Consider the following 22,761-nt stretch of genomic DNA (forward strand, 5'->3'; position numbering starts at 1 on the left):
AACATTGAGATTAAAGGTGATTAAGCGATGGAATTACTTAGAGTAGCTATTAACCAGGCCGGATATTCCGGCAACTCGGATGTTATAAAGAAGGTTGCTCTTTCGGTAAAATCCGGGGAGCTTATAGGGTTGATTGGTCCCAACGGAGCCGGCAAAAGCACTACGATTAAGGCAATTATGGGATTATTGCCGGTTATGGACGGCAGCATCACCTTTGCCGGAGGGAGTAAAAACTATTCCTATATTCCGGAGCAGCCGGTTCTGTACGAAAGATTAACGCTCTGGGAGCATCTGGAGTTGGCTGCCGCGGCCTATGAAATCGAACGCAAGACTTTTTTGGCCAGGGCTGAGAGTCTGCTGCAACTCTTTCGTCTTTCTGAAGTCAGGCATCATTTGCCGGGCACTTTTTCTAAGGGCATGCAGCAAAAGGTTATGCTTATCTTAGGCTTTCTGCTTGAACCGGCGGTTTATGTGGTGGACGAGCCTTTTCTGGGGTTGGACCCAAGAGGCACCAAGGATTTCCTGGCTCATTTAAATCAGGCCAGGGCCAAAGGCGCAGGGGTGTTAATGTCTACCCATGTGCTGGATACGGCGGAAAAAATCTGTGATTCTTTCGTTTTAATGAACAGCGGGACAGTGGTTGCCGCCGGCAATTTAACGGAAATAAGAAAACAATGTCAATTGCCCGAGGGTTCCCTGTTTGAGTGTTTTGATCAGATATTGGAGAACTGGACATTATGAATGTTGCGAGGCTATTTGTTCAACGTCTTGTTGCTGAGTGGAAATATCAATATGAGGTCTGGAAAACGGCTGTGGATTGGGTTGTGGCCCTGTATATTGTGATTCCTTTCAGCGCCATTTTCCTGAATTTTTATCGCTCTTGGTGGTGGAAAGCTCCGGGATGGCTGAACTATGTCCCTCTCAATGCCTTATTGTTCGTTGTTCTCGTCTTTGCCTGGTCCGGAACAATTCGTATTTTTGTCGAAGACGCGGATCAGCTCTTCCTTTTGCAGCGTGCCGCTTGGTTTAATGGGCTGCTTAAGTATAGTCTGAGTTATTCCCTAATCTATAATTTGGTGGCTGCCGTCTTATTGTTGTTGGTGCTGGCCCCGTTCCTGATTTTGCATTACGGTTTTTCCTGGTTGAATCTTATGTGGCTAACGGTTTTCCTGGCACTCTTTAAAAACTGTATGGGGATAGCTAAACAGCTTTTCGAATTTCGCTTTAAGGGTTGGTCCCAGCGCTTTGTGAGAACGGTCATTTTTGTCATAGCAGGTTTGTATATGCGGCAAAGCGTGTTTTATTTACAAAGCCGCCGGGAATTGTTTTATCCGTTAATCTTGGGGCTTTTATTCCTTTTAGGCTTACTTTTATATAAAAGGCTGACTATGGAAGGGATTTTTTTTGAAGATGTCTCAAGAGAAGAAACAGCGAAATTACGTTTAGCTAAATTCATGCTCCAAAGAGCCGGGACTTATGTAAAAAAGCCAAGGTCCCTGAGAAAACGCCCTTTGATGTTTAGAAATTCTAATTTGCTTTTTCAGAAACGCAATCCTGTCAACGCTTTAACGGAAGTGTGTCTGAAAGCCCTGCTGCGCAATGACGGGGACGTGATGTTTTACCTCCAGCTCCTGGGATTTGATTTAGGACTGATTTTGCTTATTCCAAGCTATTATAAATGGCTCCTTTGGCTCGTTTTTTCTCTGGTGATGACGAATCTGGTTTGGCTGTCCTGGAGAGAGGTTATTAATGAGCCCTTTGTTTGCTTATTTCCCTGGCTCCCGGAAACCAAGGTGGCTGCGGCGAGAAAAGCCCTGTTTTTGATGGCCTTACCGGGCCAGCTGATTCTCGGAGTGGCAGTGGCCATACAAACGGGGTCATGGTTAGAAACTTTGGCAATGCTCCCCCTTGGAATCATAGCGGGTTATCTTACGGCCAAAAGAGTTTCCTTAAGGTCTGAATAGTTTAGATAGTACAGATGTACAGATAATACAGAGAGTATGGATAGTATAGCAATTAATTGTTTTCCCTAAAATTATAATCGGCATAAGGCTATGAAAAAGAGAGCCCTCCAAAGCGTTAAGCCTGGAGGGCTGTTCCAGTTAAGAATCCTTAAGATTGCTTAAGATTACATAGTACTTGGAGAAGGGTTCGTTTTGGAGGTGTCCTGGGCATTGCGGTTACACCCTTTGCCAAAACCATGACCGTGTTTTTTTCCCAAACCAGTGTATTGTCCGTTAGCAAAATCTTCTTCAATCTGCTTTTGGCGCTTCTCGATGGCGGCTTTAATTTTGGCGGCTTTATCCTGGTCCAGGATTCCGGCTTCCAACTGTTTATCCACCATTTGCTTCTTCAGCGTAAACATTTGTTGGTTCAACGCTTTAAGCTCAGCGAGTTTAGCAGGATCGGGAGCAGCTAAGCACGTCCCGGCACCTAAAGCCAGAAAGGCTACGGTCAGAAAACTCACTGCAAACTTTTTTAACATTTGCACTCCTCCTTGTAGTTTTATTTAACTGGAACGTTTCTTAGAATGTCCAATTTAAGGGGAGAACATTTCAAGAATTTATCAAGAATTTGTTAATGTTCCGTCTTAAGTTTCATGGATCGGTGCATAGAAAATCACTGCGTTTCAAATCCTATAAAACAAAGCGGAGAATTTCAAGGTTAGAGGGAGGCGCTTGGTTGTGCGAGAATGGAAAGATTTAACCAGGGATGAAAAAGAAATTATTACAGTCATGAAAAATCAGGGCATTACACCCGAAGATTTAATACAAAGAATGCGCAGCTCGGGGAGAATGAATGAGCAATCTCTGGAGGAATTGAAAAAGGCCCTCGAAGATGTTCGGCGTTTTCTCTTACACTAGATTAGAAAAGAGCAGCGGGCAAATCCCAATCTCAGTCCTAAGTTAAGATTTGCTGTTGAATAAAACATCACCCCCCGTCGTTCTCAAGACATTTTGGTGCCTACCTTCGACCAGAATGGCAGCCGGAGCTCGGAGCGGGGTGATTTGTTTTTAATAAGTTCCTGGCGGAGTACACAGGTAATTTCAAGTTAGGAGAGGAGCAGAAATGAATTTTTTTACCGGATTCTCCCTGAAGAATACGTTTGTTGTTATCTTAGCAGGCGTTCTCATTCTTGTTGGCGGTTTGTATTCGGGAAAGGGCATTAAAGAAGAAGCAATGCCCAACATAAATATACCGGTCGTGACGGTCTTTACCGTGTATCCCGGCGCTGCACCCGAAGACATTGCCGACGGTATTACGAGGCCGATTCAGAAGTCTTTGTCAGGCATAGAGGGTATAACTGATATTAAAGGAATATCTAATGAAAATGTTTCGATTGTGGTGGCGGAATTTGATTATTCGGCGGATATTGACAAAGGCGAACGGGATATTCAGGATGCCGTCAATACGGTATCTTTTCCGGACAATGCCCAAAAGCCGACAATTTCCAAAGTTACTATGGGAAGTTTTCCGGTCATGACCTATTCTCTTCAAAGCAGTAAAAGCATTGATGTGCTTACCCAATTTGTTAATTCAACCCTGAAGCCGGAACTGAGCGGTGTAACCGGAGTAGCCAATGTCAACGTTAACGGACTGAAAACTAATGATATTTATATTAAGCTCGATGACCAAAAAATGAAGGATCAAAATATTACCCTTCAGGATGTTCAGAGCGCCCTTACGGCTAATAACATATCCTACCCCGTTGGGAGTACGGAGATTAATCAAAAGGACCTCACGATAAGAGTGACGAGAAAGTTCAACAATCTTGATGACATAAAATCTGTGCCAATTGTTGTAATGCCCAATACTACAAAACTAATGGGAAATAGCCTGACTCAAATCGGCGAGGGTATGAATAAGCTGGGGCAAGCCGTGGGGCAGCTGGGCCAGGAAGTCGGGACAACAAGCAAAACCATGGGCGAAATGATTGGGAATAATACCCAAGCCATTGCTTTATTAAGCGTCATACAGCAGCAGGAAGGCATAATTCTCGCTCAGCAGGCAATCTTAGCCAACTTTAATTCGACTCCGCAAAATAAGGTACAGGCTCAGGCTGCCATTGCCCAGGCAAACTCCGTGATTCAAAGTACTGCAACCTCCCTGCAGCAGGTTTTGAGTGCTCAAACCCAAAAGGGAAAAGAATTGAGTCAGGGAGCCTCGTCTAACCCAGGCGTTTCCAATTCCAATCCTAACCCCAATCCCAATTCCCTAAATTCCGCTGCATCTCCAGCACCGACGCTGCATGTCGTTTTTCTGAAGGATATTGCCAATATCGATTATGGAACGCAAACGACCAGTTTTTTTACCAGGGCCAACTTTAAGGAGGGTATGGTTCTTAATATTTACAAGACCGATGATGCCAATATGGTGCAGCTGGCCCGCGATGTAGACCAGAAGATCTCGGAAGTTACCCAGGGTAACGGCGATATCCAGGTTTATAAAATCAATGACTCCTCAACCATGGTCAAGGATTCCGTCAACGGAATGATCAGTGAGGGGATCACCGGCGCACTGTTCGCTATGATTGTCATTGCTTTGTTCCTGAGAGATATTAAATCCACTGTGATTGCAGTTGTGTCAATTCCGTTGTCCGTGCTTATTGCCTTGATTTTACTGCCCCGTTTCAACATTACGCTGAACACTATGTCCCTGGGAGGCATTGCCGTTGCTGTCGGGAGAATCGTCGACGATTCTATTGTGGTTATAGAAAACATTTATAGAAGACTTGAGCAGGCGAGGGATCAGGCAGAGGACAGGACTGATCTGATCCGCCAAGCTAGTCAGGAAGTAGGATCGGCCATTGCAGCCTCGACCATTACCACAGTAGGCGTATTTTTGCCTTTAAGCTTTATTACCGGGATTATCGGCAGAGTATTCATCCCTTTTGCCTATACGGTTGTAATTTGTATTTCCGCTTCATTGCTCGTAGCTTTGACCGTAGTTCCCGTTATGAGCAAGTTTATGCTTTTCAGGAAAAAAAGCCGGCCATCTGCCGCGCCTGAGAAGAATCAAGGGAAGATGGCCGAGATTTATAAAAAGGTACTGGGCTCCGTGTTGAACCACCGTTTGCTGGTCATAGGGGCAAGTTTAATAATTCTGCTTATTTCTCTGGGGCTGATCCGTAAAATAGGCATCCAATTCATGCCTGCCTCAACGAGCAATGTCATTAATGTGGCCTTGACTATGCCGGCGGGAACTGCGGTTGATAAAACGAATACCGAAGCCCTGAAGTTCGAATCCTTTTTAAAGGGCAGGAAGGATATCGATAAAGTGACTAGTATTATTGGCGATACGAGCAGCAGCGGCGGGAGTGTCCTGTCCAATCAAGGTGCCAATGAAGGCAGTTTTATTGTCGTGGTTAAAGAGAAGGCGGATTTGACACAAGCCTTAGATGATTTGACTGCCGAAGCCAGGAAATTTAATCAGGGCGGAGAGGTGATGACGCTTACCCCCCAGAGCATCACCGGCAATAAAGCGGAAAACGTCGAAGTAATTATCAAAGGAAGCAGCCTGGAGGATATCACCAAGGCAGCGGGGATTATTACGGCTAAGTTAAGAGGTATGGAGGAGCTAAATAATCTCACCAACAATATCTCGGCAAGGAAGCCGGAAATATCTGTCGCCGTTGATGCCGCCAAGGCGGCGGATCAGGGCTTGAACCCGGCTGTCGTTGCGGCTATCGTGAGAAATTATCTGGGTTACAGCAAGATAACAACTGTGGATAATGGTTCCGCAGTGGATGTCCTGCTCGGATACCCGGCAAACCTGTTAAATAATATCGACAGTATCAAAAATTTGGAAATTCCGGGTGCGGAAGGCCCCATTAAAATAGGGGATATTGCCTCGGTTGAGCAAGAGGACGGGCCGGCGACAATTTCCGAGCTTGACGGCAAACAGTATGCTTCCGTCGTAGCTGATATCAAAGGAAATGACACATCGAAGGTTACTAAAGATGCTCAGACCGAAATTGATAGTATCAGGAACACTCTTCCTCCGGGAGTAAGCTATGAGCTGCAGGGAAGCAACAAGGATATCACAAGCGGTTTCTCCCAAATGGGGTTTGCTATGTTTGTAGCGATAGTGTTAGTCTATATTGTCATGGTGATTACCTTTGGCGAACCCTTGACCCCTTTTGCCATTCTCTTCTCCTTGCCTTTTGCGGCCGTGGGAGCTATCGTGGCTTTGTTCATTGCCCGGCAGCCCCTGACTGTTTCGGGGATGATCGGGATGCTGATGCTCATCGGCATCGTTGTCACTAATGCCATCGTCCTTCTCGACAGGGTCAGGACGAATAGAATATCAGGCATGAAGGTGAGAGAGGCTCTTTTGGAAGCCGGTTCCGTAAGAATAAGGCCGATTCTTATGACCGCCATCTCGACAATCATGGCCTTAATTCCCCTGGCCCTGGGTTTTTCCCACGGAAGTCTCATATCCCAGGGCTTAGGGATTGTGGTTATCGGCGGGCTTGTCTTTTCGACAGTCTTAACCTTAATACTTGTTCCCGTTATGTACAGCATCCTAATGAGATCAAATCGCGAGCAAGCTAATCCCGGGTAATAAAAAAACCTGTACAAGAAAAAACCCGGGATAAACCCGGGCTTGAGCAATTAACTCAGCTCTACTCGCAAACTTTGCCAGGATTAAGGATATTTTTAGGGTCAAAGGCCAGTTTGATGCCTTTCATAAGCTCAATATACTCGGGTTCGTACTGATCAAACAGATACCTTTTCTTAGCGTAGCCGATACCGTGCTCTCCGGACACCAGTCCTTGGAGTTCCCGTGATTTGCGATACATAGCCTCAAATACTTCGCCGAGTTTCTTTTGCCAGGCTTCGTCGCTAAGCTTGTCCTTTAACACATAGACATGTAAATTGCCGTCTCCGGCATGACCGAAGCTTCGGATACGAAGATTAAACTCTTCCTGAAGGAGATGAGTGTACTTAATAAATTCAGCGACCTTATTGCGGGGAACAACAACGTCGCATTCGTCCATGTCGGTAGTTGAGGCTTTTACTGCTTCCAAGAAAGCGCCTCGGGCAGACCAAACCGCTTCTTTGCGCTCCTCCGTGTCGATAATGAAAGCATCAAGCGCTCCTTCTTCGAGGCAGATGTCGGCAACTTTCTCATAGTCTTTTTCCAATTCTTGTGCGCTGTTGCCGTCAAAGGTCAACAAGAGGTAGGCATCGGAGGAGTTGTCCGGAAATTTCTTGCCTAAAAATTCTTCGGCGGCCAGAATAACCTCTCTTTGCATAAATTCAATGGCCGTGGGGATAGCTTTCGCTTTGATAATTTTAGGGACCGTGCTGATCGCTTTATCCAGATCAGGAAAAGGTATTAACAGTGAGACTGTCTTTTTGGGCAAAGGGATAAGCTTTAAAACCGCTTTAGTAATAATGCCCAGCGTTCCTTCCGAACCGCAGATCAGGTCTTTAATGCTGTAGCCGGAGGAATTTTTAACCACTTTCCCGCCGACATTAATGACACTGCCGTTGGGCAGAACAATTTCAAGTCCGCGAATGTAATCTCTGGTCACCCCATATTTAACGGCTCTCATCCCGCCGGCATTGGTATTGATATTACCAGCTATCGTGGCAGATTTTTCGCCGGGGTCCGGCGGGTAGAAGAGATCATGGTCTTCAACAAATTTGCTGATTTCCATTAAAAGGACTCCGGGTTCCAGAGTGAGGGTCAGATTGTCTTCATCGAGTTCGAGGATTTTGTTCATGCCGCTCATATTCAGCATGATCCCTCCGAAAATAGGTACGGAGGCTCCGACAAGTCCTGTCCCTGAGCCCCGGGCCACGACCGGAATATTATTCTCAGAGGCATAGCTCATAATTTTCGAGACTTCAGCAGTTGCCAGAACATCGACTAAAACATCGGGTCGTTTACTAATCCCGCCCAATTCATCGTGACTAAAATCGTCACTGATTGCTTCACCTGTATAAACACGTTCTTCTCCCAGCAGTGAAACTAAAAACTCCCGGTCTTTAGCGTCCAGCGTTTTATAGTGATGCATGAAATTACCTCCACGATTTATCTCAGTTTTTCAATCCGCCGCTGATGTTTAGCGCGCACAAGCCAGAGTGTTGGAGTTTTTAAGCTTATCAATGAGTTGAGGAACGATTTCATAAAGATCGCCGATAATACCATAATGGGCAAGATTAAAAATTGCGGCGTGAGGGTCTTGGTTGATGGCAAAGATTTGTTCGGAACTGTTCATACCCGCTGTAAACTGAACGGCTCCTGAAATTCCGAGGGTGATGATTAATTTTGGTTTCACGGTTCGACCCGATAAACCTATTTGCTGCCTGGCCTTAAGCCAACCGGCTTCAACGAGAGGGCGGGTGCCCGCTATCCGGGCCTTTAATAAGTGAGCTAACTCTCCAATCATAACCATGTCTTTCTCAGATTTTAAGGCTCTTCCCACTGCAATAATGACTTCGGCGTCCGAGATGTTTTCCTCAATCTCCTTGTGTGTTACTTGTAAGACTTTGATGGCAGACACTAATTTTTCCGGAGCCAATTCGCAGAGTGTAATTTTGCCGCTGGGTTCGGATTGCCTTGCGGGAGCATTCATAACCTTATAGCGCACCGTTGCCATCTGAGGGCGGGTGTTGGGACAAATGATCTGAGCCATAATGTTGCCGCCAAAAGCAGGTCTGATTTGGACGAGGTCGGTATTCTCTTTCATTTCCAGAGTTGTGCAATCGGCGGTTAAGCCGGTGCGAAATCTTGCCGCTACCCGGGGCGCCAAAGACCGGCCGATGGTTGTGGCTCCAACCAGTAAAGAAGAAGGTTTTATTTTTCGAATGAAGTCCTCGCAGGCTGCCGTATAAGGTTCAATACGGAAATGGTTTAATTCCGCGCAGTCATAGACAAAGACCTCGTCGACGCCGTAATGCAGCAATTCCTGAGCCTTAGCTTTTATGTTATGGCCTATAAACACGCAATAAATGGGGAAGCTGACGACGGCCGCAAGCTCTCTGGCTTTACCGATCAACTCCAGGGTAACAGGATGGATTTCACCTGCGACATGGTCGACATAGACCGCGATGCCCTGCCATAAATTCTTATCAACGGCCGGAGCTGCCTCCGCGATAAATTCCATAACTCCCTGGGGCCCTTTTTTAACACAGAGCCGGCACATTTTGCATCCTGCGCTGATCTCCACCTTTCCATCCTCAGCTTGCAGAGCTCCAAATGGACAAACATCCAGTAAGGCCTGAATGTTGGATGCATTCACCTTTTCCTGGTGACAAATTAACTTGCTCATGAATCTACCTCCTCTAAACAAACTTTAATTGTTTAAGCTTATTGGCAATTTGCGAACTAAGCTGCGCTGAAGTACCGCTCCAGGTTTCCCTGTCCATATTCAGTGCGGGGGGAAAGATTCGTTCGACCTGGGTGGGCGAACCGCTGAGCCCATATCTGTTTTCATCGTTGTCCTCAAAATCCTGGAAGGAAATTATTTTAATTGCACGGTCTTTTGTACTCAGTTTTTTCTTGTAGGATGGAAGCCTGGGTTGGTAGATATCCTTTTCTACGGTTAAAAGACAGGGAAATTGAACTTCTGCGACCTCGCTGGTATTAGCCATATCCATTTCCACAATAATTGAGGTTTCTTTAAGTTCAAGAATTTTTAAAACGTTGGCAATGTGAGGAATACCCAAATATTCGGCCATTTCCGGGCCGACCTGGGCAGTATCTCCGTCGGTTGTCTGCTTGCCGCAAAGAATGAGGTCAAAATTGCCAAGCTGACGGATTCCCTGAGAAATGGTATAAGACGTGGCCAGAACGTCTGCGCCTGCAAACTTCCGGTCTGAGACTAAAGCGCCCGCGTCGACTCCCATCATAAAAGCTTCCTTGATGACTTCCTTGGCCTGTGGCGGCCCCATGCTGATAACCTTCACCGTTGCGTTTTTTTGTTCTTTAAGCCTTAAGGCGGTCTCCAGAGCAAACAGATCGTAGGGATTCATTTTGGAATCCACACCGTCTCGTTTTAAGACGCCGGTGAGCGGATCAACATCTATTTTCGAGCTTCCCGGAACTTGTTTAATACAGACGAGAATTTCCATGACGTAACCTCCCATAAAGTTTATGACTTAAAATAAGCTAAGATAAGTTTATGGCAGAAAGGGGTCAAAAAAGTGGTCAGACCATCAGACCAAGTGAATTAATCATAGCATAAGATTTTTAGCCCTTCAAAAGTTATTATTCACAAGCCTTTGTGAACCATTTTTGTAATTAAGAATTTTTATGTAAGCAGTTTTTAAAACCGGGAGATGATAACGTTATGCATATCAAAATCAAACGATAATTAAACGATAAAAAGTACGGTAAAAAAGTAATATAATTAACGTTATGTGCTATAATATATTACGTTAAGGGGGATTGATTATGAAATCTGAGAAGACAACCATGTCCGATATCGCCAAAGCCCTGGCCATTTCCAATATTTCAGTGAGCAGAGCCCTATCAGGGCAGGACGGAGTCAGCGAAGAACTGAGAAGCAAAATTTTAATCAAAGCAAGTGAAATGGGATATTTAAGAGCCAAGAGCTCAGGCGATAAAAAAATACTGGTGCTTCATCAAAAACCCTTTATTCAGGACAGCAGTAATTACAGTCACATGATTCAGGGCATTGAAAAAGCACTGCAGACAGTGGGCTGCGCCTATGACGTGGAATTTGTCGATAAAAGCCGGCAGGAAAAATTGTACCTTCCTCATAAAGTGGCGAAGGGTTCCGGCTTTGACGGAATTATTTTTATCGGAGGATTTGAAAACCCTTATGTAAGATTTATGGCCTCGAAAATAAAAAATCAGGTCTTTTATACGGGCTATTCCCCGGTCCTGGATTGCGACAGTGTCTGGTATAACTTCAATAACAGCGGGTATAAGCAGTGTGAATACCTGATTCAAAAAGGGCACGAAAGAATCGGTTTTATAGGCGGCAGCAGCGTCTATGCCAATAAAGAAAAGGTGCTGGGGATTGAGCTGGCTTTGGAAGACCATGCTTTGCCGGTGAGGGATGATTTCTTCATTTATGCCGAGGGGAGCTTTGAGGAAAAAGTCAGCGAACTGATTCATGACAGTAAGGGCAAGGGTCCCACGGCGCTTATCTGCCAGTGGGATTATACGGCCATCAAGCTGATCAAATATCTCTATGAAAAAGGAATCAGAGTACCGGAGGATTTATCAGTAATCGGAAGCGGCAATACGGAGATGGCTTCCCTGAGCATCCCCGCCCTGACTACTTTGGAGTTGCACATTGATCAGGCCTGTGAATCCGCCGTTGAATTGCTTTTTAAAAGGATTGAGGAGCCAGATAAGCCTTATGAAACGGTTCGGATCAACAGCACCCTCGTGGAAAGGGACTCGGTAAAGGCTGTTGAGTAAGCGGTCCCGGACTAATCAAGGAGGCGGCAGATGGGCAAAAATATAATCATCGGTTTTTTAAAAGACCATAAATTTTCCTATATCATCGGCATTCTTTTCATGTTTCTTTCGTCCTATATTCAAACCCTTTTCCCCAAGATGCTGGGAAATACGGTGGATATTTTGAAAATGAGCGGATTTCAGCCGCAGGCCGTGTATGTCAATATTGTCTACATTTTGCTTATTGCTGCCGGAACCTTTGCCTGCACTTACGTTTGGCGGAATTCTGTCATCAGAAATGGGCGCAGCCTGGAATGTTTTCTGAGGGAAAAGCTTTTCGACCAGCTGCAAAGGCTCTCGCCCGAATTTTACAGCCAGAGAAAAACCGGCGATTTGATCGCCTACGCGATTAACGATATTAATGCCGTGCGGCAAACTTTCGGACCTGCCGCCTCGCTGGCTATCAATGGCATTGTGATCTGCCTGATTTCCGTTTATGACATGGCGGGGACGATCGACTGGCAGCTCACTCTTGTGTCGCTGCTCCCGATCCCTTTGATTGTTTTCATGATGCTTTATATCGGCAGGATCGTGAAAAAGCGGTTCCGAAAGGTGCAGAAGACCTTTGCCGCTATCTCCGACCGGGTCAACGAGAACATCAGCGGTATTCGAGTGATTAAGGCCTATGTCCAGGAAGAGAAAGAGGTCGCCAGGTTTCAGAAGCTGAACGATCAGATGGTGGAGGCCAATATGGACATGGTGAGGATTTCCGCCTATCTGGCCCCTGCCATCGAATTGTGCTTTACTGTCAGTTTTGTTTTCAACCTGATTTGGGGTGGCAGGATGGTTTTGCAGGGCAGCATCTCTCTCGGAGACTTTGTCGCTTTTAACGGGTATCTGACGATCATACTGGCGCCTGTCATCTCCATTGGTCAAGTGATTACAGTTTTTCAGAGGGGCATGGCGTCTCTCGCCCGCTTGAATGAGATATTCAATGTTGAGCCGGAGGTAAAGGATGGCGGTCCCCTGGCGGAATTCCCGGAGCAATGCTCCATAACGGTTAATTCTCTGGCGTTTACTTATCCCGGAGCTGAAAAAGAAGCCTTGAGCGATATCAGTCTGGAAATTCCCCAGGGCCACACCTTAGGCATTATCGGGAAAACAGGTTCGGGCAAAAGCACCCTTGTCAGCTTGCTGTTGAAAATGTATAACGTCGGGGAAGGGAAGCTGTTCATCGGCGGCAAGGATATTAACGATTTCAGGCTGGAAGCCCTGAGAAGCGGCTTTGGCTTCGTTCCCCAGGATAATTTTTTGTTCAATGCCTCCATCTCCGAGAACATTCGCTTTTTTAAAGACAGCTACTCCGGCGCTGAGGTGGAACGGGCCGCCAGGAACAGCTGCATCGCTCAAAGCATCCTGGAGCTGCCCAAGGGGTTTGCAACGGTTCTGGGAGAACGGGGGGTCAACCTTTCTGGCGGGCAAAAGCAAAGAGTTTCCATTGCCCGGGCGCTGATCAAAGACCCTGAAATCCTAGTGCTGGATGACGCCCTTTCCGCGGTGGATACCGTCACGGAAGCGGAAATTCTGCTCAATCTCCGCCAAGTGAGAAAAAACAAAACCACCCTGATTATCGCCAGCAGAATCTCCGCGGTCATGGCGGCCGATGAAATCATCGTTCTCCATCAAGGCAGGATTTCCGAGAGAGGGACCCATGCGGAACTGCTTGAGAAAGGGGGGCTGTACCGTGAAATCTATGACTTTCAATTCAGAGGCGAAAACAAGCCGGAAAACCAAGCTTCCTAAAAAGCATAATTTTATAAGGCTGTTGTCGCTGAACCTTCCGCACAAGAAGAGGATTGTGCTGGCGTCAATCTGCGTCTTACTGGTCAACGGTGCTCTGCTGGCCAAACCTTATATTCTCAAAATTGTGATTGACGACTTCCTGACCAAGCATCTGGCGCAAAGGGGATTATTTTCCCTGACCTCCATGGGCCTGCTTTATTTTTTGGTCGTAGCCTTGAGCGGCTTTCTGGCCATTGCCCAGGTGAATCTGATCAATAAGGCCGGCCAGGAGATTCTGAGGAACCTGCGCAGCCGCGTCTTCAGGACGATTCAGCTGCTGCCTCTTTGGTATCTGGACAAGACATCCTCGGGCAGCTTGATCACCAGGGCTACCAATGATGTGGAAGCCTTGAGCGAATTGTATACCGACGTGCTTCTCAGTCTTTTTCAGGATATCTTTCTGATTCTGGGCATCATCGGCGCCATGTTTCTCATGGATGCCCGGCTGGCTTTGGTTTCCTTTGCGGTGATTCCCGTCATGTTCACGGTTATTTTTCTCCTGCGGACCAAAATCAAACGGAATTTCCGGATCATGAAAAGCCTGATCGGGAAAATCAACGGTTTTATGGCCGAGAATATATCCGGCATGAAGCTGATCCAGCTTTTCCATGGGGAAAAAGAAAAGAAAGAAGAGTTTACGAAACTAAACGGAGAGTATTACAAAATCACCTCCTTTCAGGTCTGGATGAACAGCTTTTTAAAGCCGATGTCGGATGTTTTTCAGAGCCTGGCCGTGGCTATCCTGATCTGGTACGGCATGGACAAAATCGGCAACCAGACCCTTAAAATCGGCGTGCTTTACGCTTTCACTACCTATATCAAGCAGTTTTTTACACCCATCTCGGACTTGGCTGACAATTACACTTCGATTCAATCGGCCTTTGTTTCAGCGGACAGGATTTTTGAGTTGCTGGACCAGGAAGACAATCTGGAGGATCTGGAGGCGGGGCGTGCCCTGGAGAGGATCGAGGGAAAAATAGAATTTAAAAACGTTTGGTTTGCTTACAACGATCAGGATTGGGTTTTGAAAGGCATCAGCTTTACCATCGAAAAAGGCCAGATGGCCGCCTTTGTCGGTCAGACCGGGGCGGGCAAGACTACGATCATTAGCCTGGTCAGCGGTTTCTATGAGATTCAGAAAGGCGAGATCTTGATTGACGGCGTCAATATCAAGGATATCCGCAAAAGTGATCTGAGACGCAATATTGCCGTGGTGCTCCAGGATGTCTTTTTGTTCTCCGAGACTATCGGCAAAAATGTCTCGCTTAATGACGACATCGACAGCGCTGTTATCGAGGAGGCCTTGAAAACCTCCTGTGCCGCGGAGTTTGTTGAGAACTTGCCGGGGAAAAGCAACGAGCCGGTTAGGGAAAGGGGGAGCACCCTCTCCGCAGGTCAGAGACAACTGCTTTCTTTTGCCCGGGCCGTGGCCCATAACCCTTCCGTTATTATTTTGGATGAGGCCACCGCCAATATTGACACCCAGACTGAGGTCCTGATGCAAAAAGCGATCGAGAACATGGCCCAAAACAGGACCACCTTAATTATTGCCCATCGCCTCTCCACCATTCGCAACGCCGATAAGATCATCGTTCTGAAAAAAGGCGAAATTGCGGAAACGGGCAGTCACGCGGAACTAATGGAAAGAGGCGGCTATTATAAAGACATGGTGGTGGAGGGAATCAAGGGAGCTATCGATCTCTCCGCTTAAAGCCAATAAAAACTAAGACAGGTGTTGTAAATTGCTGATGAATGCTAAAATTTCCGGCGCGCTGAAAACTACTTTTGCCTCTCTGAAATATAAAAACTTCCGTTATTTTTGGTTTGGACAGTGTATCTCGATGACGGGGACCTGGATGCAAAGGACAGCTCAGGTCTGGCTTGTGTATACAATCACGAAGTCTCCCCTGCTGGTTGGTCTGCTGGGGGTCTGTCAGTTCATGCCGATGCTCCTGTTTACCCTCTTTGCGGGGGTTTTCGTCGATCGTTTCCCCAAGAGGAACATCCTGATTATGACCCAGGCAGTGTTTATGACCTTAGGTTTCACCATGACCCTCTTGGTTTTTCTGGGTGTCGTAAAATACTGGCATGTTCTCGTGATCACAACCCTCTTCGGTTTTGCGCAAACTGTCGACATGCCCGCCCGGCAGTCTTTCTTCATCGAGCTGGTCGGTCCCAAGGACATCATGAACGGAATTTCCCTCAATTCAACGGTCTTCAACCTTGCCAAGATCGTAGGCCCGGCCATTTCCGGAATTGTCATGGTCAAATTTGGCGCTGTTTTTTGCTTCCTGGTCGATGCGGTCAGTTATATCGCAGTTATAAGCGGGCTCTTCATGATTAGAATGGACTATGTCCCTCCGCAGAGAGTGCGCCGACAGGTAGTTCAGGAAATCAAAGAAGGCCTTCAATATATTAAAAGTAATGAGACTCTGGTCATCAATTCCCTGGTCATGGCGGTGGTCTGCACCTTTGCTTTCAATAACGATGTCATTATTCCGGTTTTTGCTAAAACGGTGCTGAATCAGGGGGCAGGTACCTATACCGGCCTGATGTCCGCGGCCGGCATCGGTTCTTTTATTGCGGCCATCGTGATGGCCACCATTGCCAAGTATGGGATCAAAAAGAATATGTTTGTCTTGTGCGCCGTTGCGACCGCCTGTATGCAGGTACTGATGATTTTGGCCAGGAATTACGCTCTCGCTTTGTTTATGGTGGCAGTCATAGGTTTTATCAACATGGCTTTTCTCAACCTCTGCAATTCTCTGTTTCAGGTGAACACCTCCGGCGAGTACCGGGGCAGAGTGATGAGCGTCTATGCTTTTCTCAACTCGGGTTCAACCCCCATCGGCAACCTTTATGCGGGGTCAATGATGGAACGGTTCAGCGGCGGCGCAGGATTTCCCGCCTGCGGAGCGGCTGCTTTACTGCTTTTGATCCCCGTATTTGCTCTTAAAAGACGGACCATCGCCGCTTGGCTCGGCCAGTGAAGCGGATGACAATTTAATCACTTTGGGTTGCTTTATTTCGGTTGCGGAGAAAACAGCCAAAAAGCAAAGAAAAGCGGTCCACAGCACAAAAATGTGAGTAGACCGCGTTTATAATGCAAATATTATGCGAATTATGGTATAATGTGGCGAGTACAACGGAATAGGCGTAGGGTGGGCGGCCAAACCTCCAGTGAAAGGGGGTGAGGCAAGATGGATAAGTACCAAAGTGCATTAAAATTCGCGGTATCCATTGCAACATTGTTCATAGCGGTACTAAAATTCATCCTTGACATAATGAAAAAGTAGCCCGCCCTCAGAAGCAGCTACTTTTTCAGTCTGCTAAAACCTATTAACTGGCCGCAGACACTGCGGTTCGTTGTGCCGGGAACGCGGGATATTAGAAGTATCTCGCGTTTCTTCTTAACCATATTATACCGTAACATTATAGAATTATGCAACAACAGGGTTTACCAATAAGCGGGCCAATGAACAACGCCGAAATCTAACTAATCGCTTGATCATAGAATCTGTTATAGCGGAAATAAGCAAGAAGGGAGAAAACGGCTCCCATAATCAATAGAATCGTGATGTTGAACCCGATGTCTCCTAAAGTACCTCCCTGCCCGAAAATGGAGACGTAGCTTTTTTGTATCCAGTATTGAGGGAAAAGGACGGAGATTTTTCGCACACCCGAAGGCAGGATGTCGATGGGGAACCACAAGCCGCCCAAGGCCGCTCCTCCCATGACGGTGAGTTGGACAAGGAACAAAACCATCTGTTGATTTTGCGAGATAAAGGTCAGCAGCAAACCCAATGCCGTAGCCACAAAGGCCAGCAGCAGTGTGACGAGAACGAGGGCCGGAATATTGCCTAAGGACATCTTGAAGTAAGTGAGTCCGAAGGTATAAAGAACGGCTACTTGAATAAGCACAACAATGAAATTGGGAATCCACATCCCCATCATATATTCATATTTTCTCAGAGGTGTGCCCATGAGCCGGGCGAGCATACCGGATTCTCTGTCCTTAAAGAAAGATTGGGCCATAATTGTGATGATAAAGAAGGCAAACATCACCGTGTAGCCGGGAAGTATCTGGGCTATTCCCGTATTCTGAGATACGTTGATTTGCTCTTTCTTGATCAAAAAGGGGCGTTTCAAGATTGCAGCGGCATTGTTCCCTGCCGTGCTCTGCACATAGTTTTCAATCTGAGCCTGTTGGCTTGACTGGGAGACGCTGTCGAGGGCGGAGAGAAACCCCTGGCTTGTCGTCGAGTTGGGATCGTAATGCACGTCGATCACAGGCTGTTTGCCGGCTAGAATGTCTTGCTGAAACCCTTGGGGAATTACAAAATAAACGGGCTGTTTATTGCTTTTAACTTGGGCGAGGGCGTTGTTTACGTCGCTTTCCGATGTTAGTTTAAAGCCCTTCACAGCCTGAAAGGATTGCAGGATTTGCTGAGATGCCGGAGATTTGTCCAGATCCGTATAATGGATATCGAAAACGTAGTTATTGGATTTAGCGGTGCTGCCGATCAGCAAGATGATAATGATCGGCATCAGAAACATAAAAATATAGGTCTTGCGTTCTTTGAGCCGCAGTTTAAATTCTTTCCTGACTAACGACCACATAAGATCGTCCTCCTTATTTATCCCTTAAACTTTTGCCTGTCAACAAGAAAAAGATATCTTCTAAGTTCATATGGTAGATTTCCAAATGACTGACCTGTTGTCGGTTAGCCAGTAAAAAGCTGCTTATTTTCTCCATCGTTTGCATGACGTTGTCACAGACTATCCGGTAGCCGTTGCCCAGCTCTGCAACCTCCCCGAATAGGTTAAGCTCTTGCGGCTTAATTCCTTCCCCCTCCAGGTAAACGGCAGGCTTGGAATACTTTTTAATGATGCTGTTGACGCTGCCGCCTTCCAGGATTTTGCCGTGATCAATGAGCACGATATCTTCACATAAGTTCTGGACTTCTTCCATATAGTGACTGGAATAAATAATGGTCTTGCCGTCCTTCTTCAACTTGTCAATGATGGTGTAGATGTAATTGCGGGATTGGGGATCAATGCCTACCGTAGGCTCATCCATGATCACGAGTTTAGGGTTATGCATGATCCCGCAGCCGATATTTAGCCTTCGTTTCATTCCGCCGGAGAAATTTTTTATCAGATCATCCGCCCGATCCCTTAAACCAATATCCTCTAAGGTCTTATTGACCGTGTCCGCAAGTTTGTTTTTAGGGATTCCATAGACCCCTCCGAAAAACGTGAGATTATCTCTGGCTGAAAGGACATTTTCCAGGACCAGGTCTTGCGGAACATAGCCGATAGTTTGTTTTACTGCGTAGCGGTTCTTCTCAAGGGGCTTTTCATTAAAGGAGATTTCTCCCTCATATTTTTGCGTGATGCCGGCAATGATTTTCATTAAGGTTGACTTGCCGGCACCGTTAGGTCCGATTAAGCCAAAGCAAATCCCATCGTTAATAGTGACGTTTACCTGATCTAAAGCTAATGTGTCCCCATATTTTTTTCTGACGTTTTTAAGTTCAATCATCAGTTGATACAACCTTTCGGGTAAGATTGACGTTTTGGCGAAGCTCCCCGGTATTTTCATCATCTGCCGGTGCCGCGCAGCGGCATGGGCGGCGGCTACTCTGAATAAACTTTCTTGCCGCTTAAAAAGAAAATCAAAGAAACGTAAACTAAACCCAGGAGCAAGTAAGGCAAAGTATTGACAGAAATCTCTCGCGTACTGGTTGCAACATAATCGCTGGCCTTAATGGTAACGGTAAAAAAAGGCGTGAAAAGGATCTTGCTGATGGCCTGAGAAAAGAGCAGGGTCGCGATACAGATGACGGCATTCAACGCTCCTCCGGTAGAGGAGTAGATTTGCTGAGCATTGATCTTATAACGGGCTAAAGCGGGAATGTCTAAGTGAGGTTTAGGGAACAGCGTCAGAGAGAGCAACGTACCTAAAATGACAATAATAAGGATATAACAAGCCAAGAGAAAAATTTGGGTAAAGCCTGTAATGACTGGGCCGAGGCTGAAAGCGTGAGTGATGTTAAGGAAGAATAAGACCAGGGCATCGGCAATAAGATAATTCACCACGAAAAATGCCACAGGAGCGAGGATTTTTCCTCCTTGTTTAATCGGCGCCAGACAATACTGAACGTTGGTGTTAAAGATCGTCAAATCCCCTGTGAAGCGGGTGAGCAGCCCCATAAAAATGGAGATTTGCAGAACACCCAGATAGAGCATTCTTCCTCCCATACTCCATTTGGGCAGAAGCCAGATCATAAAGGGAACAACCATGATCAGAATAATTCCGTAAAATTCTATCAGATCAAAATAATGGTTTTTAATAACTTGCTTCAAGAGCTTCATTCTTAAATCTCCTCCTTCACCCATTCTTCGAGGGAGTTTCCGGATGTCTCACGTATTATATCCGGATTGTCATAAACCATAATTTTTTTCTCCTTGAGAAGCAAAAGACTGTCAAACAGCCGTTCCATTTGCGTGATGAAATGGGTTGAGATTAGAATAGTGCTGTCTTCGTTGTAGAAGCGGACAATAGCATCCAAAATCTTATCTCTGATGACAGGGTCAACCCCAGTGACCGGCTCATCCAGGATGTAAAGCTTGGCATTTCTGGAAAGGGCCAGGGCCAGCTGCAGTCTTTCTTTTGTGCCCTTGGAAAGGCTGCCGATTTTTTGCTCTTCCTGGAGTTCCATCCACTCCAGCAGTTGCCGAAATTTAGTTTCATCGTAATCCGCGTAAAAATCCCGGTAAAACTCTTTAGCATCGCTTATTCTGGCCCATTTAACGAAATCTGCGGAGTCAGGCATGAAAGAGACGAGGTTTTTGGTTTCCAGGCCAATTTCCCGGCCCAGAATACGAACATCTCCGCCACTGGGTTTTGTGAGCCCGGCCAGTATTTTAAATAAGGTTGTCTTGCCGCTGGCATTGCGGCCCAGAACGCCCACGATCTTCCCGCAGTCCAGGGAAAAGGTGACGTCGTCAAAAATAGTTTTCTTGCCGTATTTTTTAGTCAGATGACTGACTTCCAATAGCTTGTGCATTAGTTTTGATCCTCCTGAAGATAGTTCATAATCTCTGCGGCTATTTCCGTAGCTTGAAAACCCAGCGCTTGCATTTCCTCCACAAAGGTTTTGATCAGAGAACGGGAGATTGATAGTTTTAAGCCCTGAATCATTCCTTGATCCTCCGTAACAAACCGCCCGATGCCTCTCTGCGAGTAAACAATTCCTTCGCCTTCAAGTTCCTGGTACATTCTTTGAACAGTGTTGGGGTTTACTTTAAAGTCAAGAGCCAATTCTCTGACGGCAGGCAATTTGTCTCCTCCTTTAAGTTTTCCTGAAATAATCCAGCGTTTGACTTCATCCATAATTTGAACATAAATTGAAATGCTATTATTAAATTCTTTCATTTCGGAATCACCAACTCTCAACCAGTGTATGAATTAGATAGTACACTAATACAATGGTATTGTCAAGCTAAGGTAATTGCTCAGCGAGTGGTAAAATTAAACAAATAAAGTAGACTTGATTAAGGTAGAGTTTTAACTCCATCTTAATCTTAGTCGCACTTATCCAGGAACTTAGCCGCTCTTAACTCACCGCTTGCCGAAGCGGGAGACTTAGAGCGGATTAGTCAGCGGACAAAATTAAACAAAGCAGTTCAACCCATCTCACGGTAAACTGCCTTTAGTCCGTTATTAAACCACCGCTAAGGGTTGATTATTTTTGTTCATAATTTAGTTCCCGCTTCTTGAAAAAATAGAGAGCTAAGAAATAGAACAACACGATATAGCCTAAAGCCAAAAGACAGGAGAAAATCAGATGAATGTCAAACGATGCATAGCTGCCGGCAATCAGTTGACGAATAGGAGGAAATAGATAGCCGGTACTTGAGAAAGGCTGGACTGTGCCTAAAATCAGGAGCAAAATCCCCCAGAAGAAGGACAGCTTGCTGAAGACCAAAGACGAGCAGCAAAGCATGATAAGGTTAGCCATTAAGAGAATAAAACCGAGGGGAATGAGGCGTGCCAGGCCGTTGGGGAAGGAGAGCTGTTCTTTGACTGCGGTGCAGAAAAAGCCCGCTATGAAGAGCAAAATCACTATGAGCGCATTCAGGCTAAAGGCTGCTAAGATTTTGCCGGACGGATAGCTTGTTCTGCTGATAGCTTTGGTTAAAAGAATATAAATCCTGGGGTTTGTCTCTAAGGAAGCAATTCGCCAGACCGTTACTGCAGACAAAACGATGGAGAACATACCTAAAGCGGGATAGATATCGTTTTTGCCAAGCAGCCGGTAAGTATCCCGGAAAAGAAAAAGTAAAATTGCCACCAAAATAATTTCCGCATAAAACCAAGTCCGGCGGAAGTAATCCGTCAAGGTGAAGATTGCCAAATTAATGATCTTCATACTGACCTCCCGTGGCGCGCAGAAAATAGTCTTCGAGTGATTTCTGGACGGGGCCTAGTTCAGCAATGGTAGCCCCTCCGTCAAGCAAGGACCTCAATAAGGATTCTTTTTGTCCTCCGGTCTCTTCCTTAAACAGATAGTCATCAGCTGACAACTTGCTCAGATTAAAGATTTCCCGGAGCTTTGCGAACATCTCTTCGCTGATGCCCGAAGCTTTGATTTTGTAGTCGTTGCTTGAGAACAGCTCTTTTTGGAGGCTGCCTTGGGCTATGATGGAAGAGTTATGAATAATCGAGAAGTGACTGCACACTCTTTCTACTTCATTGAGGAGGTGCGAACAAAGAAGAATGCTTTTATGTTGCCGCTGCATTTCAATAATGATATCTCTTAAATCCTTCTGCCCGGCTGGGTCAAGACCTGTTAAGGGTTCGTCCAGGATAAGCAGCGCCGGGTCAAGTAAAATGGCCTGGGCCACTCCAAGCCGTTGGAGCATGCCTTTAGAATAGCGGCTCATCCGGCGGGAGGCATCCCGGGTCATTCCCACTAAGTCCAGAACCTCAGATACCCTGTTCTCGACAGCGCTTAAGCCCGACATCTTACCTAATAAGGTTAAATACTCTTGGCCGCTGAACACTAAATGATAACTGGCCTGTTCAGGTAAATAGCCGACCGAACCGTGATTAGCCGCGGCCTTGCGGCCGAATAGTTTGACCTCCCCCTCTGTGGGCCGCAGAAAACCCAGAATTATTTTAATCAGGGTCGTTTTGCCTGCGCCGTTTCTGCCCACGAGACCTAAGGTTTGATTTTGCTTGAGGGAAAGATTGATATTGGTGAGGACTTTTTTAGTTTGATACCTCTTAGTGAGGTTAGAAACTTCAATGATGGACTCGACTCCATGCCGTTCTCCTTAGTGTGCTCGGGTATTATTTATTTAGACTGATATACTGCAACCTATGATATAATTTTCCGCAAGCCTGCCCATTTTATGATTGCCCCTGAGAATTTTGGCCGGAAAATAACTATTAATAATTTGTTAATAAATCGTTTAGAGAAAATCAAGACCGGGTTGTTAGAATAAAACAAGGGAAGCTTCCGC

At 46.1% G+C, this 22,761-nt stretch carries 19 protein-coding genes; 8 read left to right on the plus strand and 11 right to left on the minus strand.

Going from position 1 to position 22,761, the window contains the following annotated elements; all coding sequences use genetic code 11:
• Window positions 1–27 precede the first annotated feature (27 nt).
• Window positions 28–741: an ABC transporter ATP-binding protein gene (locus tag REC12_RS16975; RefSeq protein ID WP_308896519.1), complete on the plus strand. Its 714-nt coding sequence runs from the start codon at window positions 28–30 to the stop codon at window positions 739–741.
• Window positions 738–1,964 (plus strand): ABC transporter permease, encoded by a 1,227-nt coding sequence (locus tag REC12_RS16980; RefSeq protein WP_308896520.1) that lies wholly within the window; start codon window positions 738–740, stop codon window positions 1,962–1,964. The genes REC12_RS16975 and REC12_RS16980 overlap by 4 nt, the downstream gene beginning before the upstream one ends.
• Before the next feature lie 164 nt (window positions 1,965–2,128).
• Here the strand turns inward: REC12_RS16980 and REC12_RS16985 are convergent, their stop codons facing one another.
• Window positions 2,129–2,485: a DUF2680 domain-containing protein gene (locus REC12_RS16985; protein ID WP_308896521.1), complete on the minus strand. Its 357-nt coding sequence runs from the start codon at window positions 2,483–2,485 to the stop codon at window positions 2,129–2,131.
• A gap of 199 nt (window positions 2,486–2,684) precedes the next feature.
• Between REC12_RS16985 and REC12_RS16990 the strand changes: the two genes are divergently transcribed.
• Complete coding sequence (locus tag REC12_RS16990) at window positions 2,685–2,864, plus strand: hypothetical protein (protein WP_308896523.1); 180 nt, start codon at window positions 2,685–2,687, stop codon at window positions 2,862–2,864.
• 205 nt (window positions 2,865–3,069) lie between these two features.
• Window positions 3,070–6,564, plus strand: a complete 3,495-nt coding sequence (locus REC12_RS16995; RefSeq protein WP_308896525.1) for an efflux RND transporter permease subunit — start codon at window positions 3,070–3,072, stop codon at window positions 6,562–6,564.
• A gap of 61 nt (window positions 6,565–6,625) precedes the next feature.
• Here REC12_RS16995 and REC12_RS17000 read toward each other — a convergent pair whose 3' ends face one another.
• The 3 genes from REC12_RS17000 to REC12_RS17010 are packed head-to-tail and all read right to left on the minus strand — an operon-like array spanning window position 6,626 to window position 10,085.
• Window positions 6,626–8,026, minus strand: a complete 1,401-nt coding sequence (locus REC12_RS17000; RefSeq protein ID WP_308896527.1) for an FAD-binding oxidoreductase — start codon at window positions 8,024–8,026, stop codon at window positions 6,626–6,628.
• Between the two features lie 48 nt (window positions 8,027–8,074).
• Window positions 8,075–9,283, minus strand: coding sequence for an electron transfer flavoprotein subunit alpha/FixB family protein (locus REC12_RS17005; protein WP_308896529.1), 1,209 nt, complete (start codon window positions 9,281–9,283; stop codon window positions 8,075–8,077).
• A 13-nt stretch (window positions 9,284–9,296) separates the two neighbouring features.
• Complete coding sequence (locus tag REC12_RS17010) at window positions 9,297–10,085, minus strand: electron transfer flavoprotein subunit beta/FixA family protein (protein WP_308896531.1); 789 nt, start codon at window positions 10,083–10,085, stop codon at window positions 9,297–9,299.
• 322 nt (window positions 10,086–10,407) lie between these two features.
• On the opposite strand from REC12_RS17010, the gene REC12_RS17015 reads away from it, so the two are divergent.
• Genes REC12_RS17015 through REC12_RS17030 form a run of 4 tightly spaced genes read left to right on the plus strand, consistent with a single transcriptional unit; the run spans window position 10,408 to window position 16,217 of the window.
• Window positions 10,408–11,406 carry a LacI family DNA-binding transcriptional regulator gene (locus tag REC12_RS17015; RefSeq protein ID WP_308896533.1) on the plus strand — a complete coding sequence of 333 codons (999 nt, stop codon included), beginning with the start codon at window positions 10,408–10,410 and terminating at the stop codon, window positions 11,404–11,406.
• Window positions 11,407–11,436: 30 nt separating this feature from the next.
• Window positions 11,437–13,188, plus strand: a complete 1,752-nt coding sequence (locus tag REC12_RS17020) for an ABC transporter ATP-binding protein (protein ID WP_308896535.1) — start codon at window positions 11,437–11,439, stop codon at window positions 13,186–13,188.
• Window positions 13,139–14,938 carry an ABC transporter ATP-binding protein gene (locus REC12_RS17025; protein ID WP_308896752.1) on the plus strand — a complete coding sequence of 600 codons (1,800 nt, stop codon included), beginning with the start codon at window positions 13,139–13,141 and terminating at the stop codon, window positions 14,936–14,938. The genes REC12_RS17020 and REC12_RS17025 overlap by 50 nt, the downstream gene beginning before the upstream one ends.
• Before the next feature lie 37 nt (window positions 14,939–14,975).
• Window positions 14,976–16,217 (plus strand): MFS transporter, encoded by a 1,242-nt coding sequence (locus REC12_RS17030; RefSeq protein WP_308896537.1) that lies wholly within the window; start codon window positions 14,976–14,978, stop codon window positions 16,215–16,217.
• 502 nt (window positions 16,218–16,719) lie between these two features.
• Here the strand turns inward: REC12_RS17030 and REC12_RS17035 are convergent.
• The 7 genes from REC12_RS17035 to REC12_RS17065 all read right to left on the minus strand — a co-directional run bounded on the left by REC12_RS17035 (window position 16,720) and on the right by REC12_RS17065 (window position 22,548).
• Window positions 16,720–17,847: an ABC transporter permease gene (locus REC12_RS17035; protein WP_308896538.1), complete on the minus strand. Its 1,128-nt coding sequence runs from the start codon at window positions 17,845–17,847 to the stop codon at window positions 16,720–16,722.
• Between the two features lie 13 nt (window positions 17,848–17,860).
• A complete protein-coding gene (locus REC12_RS17040) occupies window positions 17,861–18,835 on the minus strand; it encodes an ABC transporter ATP-binding protein (RefSeq protein ID WP_308896540.1) in 975 nt (324 codons plus the stop codon).
• A 32-nt stretch (window positions 18,836–18,867) separates the two neighbouring features.
• Entirely contained in the window at window positions 18,868–19,605 is a 738-nt protein-coding gene (locus REC12_RS17045) for a hypothetical protein (RefSeq protein WP_308896542.1), read from the minus strand.
• Window positions 19,606–19,607: 2 nt separating this feature from the next.
• Window positions 19,608–20,300: an ABC transporter ATP-binding protein gene (locus REC12_RS17050; protein WP_308896544.1), complete on the minus strand. Its 693-nt coding sequence runs from the start codon at window positions 20,298–20,300 to the stop codon at window positions 19,608–19,610.
• Window positions 20,300–20,668, minus strand: a complete 369-nt coding sequence (locus tag REC12_RS17055) for a GntR family transcriptional regulator (RefSeq protein ID WP_308896546.1) — start codon at window positions 20,666–20,668, stop codon at window positions 20,300–20,302. Before REC12_RS17055 ends, REC12_RS17050 begins: the two co-directional genes overlap by 1 nt.
• 310 nt (window positions 20,669–20,978) lie before the next feature.
• Entirely contained in the window at window positions 20,979–21,665 is a 687-nt protein-coding gene (locus tag REC12_RS17060; protein ID WP_308896548.1) for a hypothetical protein, read from the minus strand.
• Entirely contained in the window at window positions 21,652–22,548 is an 897-nt protein-coding gene (locus REC12_RS17065; RefSeq protein WP_308896753.1) for an ABC transporter ATP-binding protein, read from the minus strand. Before REC12_RS17065 ends, REC12_RS17060 begins: the two co-directional genes overlap by 14 nt.
• Window positions 22,549–22,761 lie beyond the last annotated feature (213 nt).

It is taken from the genome of Candidatus Desulfosporosinus nitrosoreducens (assembly GCF_030954495.1).
Taxonomy (GTDB): domain Bacteria; phylum Bacillota; class Desulfitobacteriia; order Desulfitobacteriales; family Desulfitobacteriaceae; genus Desulfosporosinus; species Desulfosporosinus nitrosoreducens.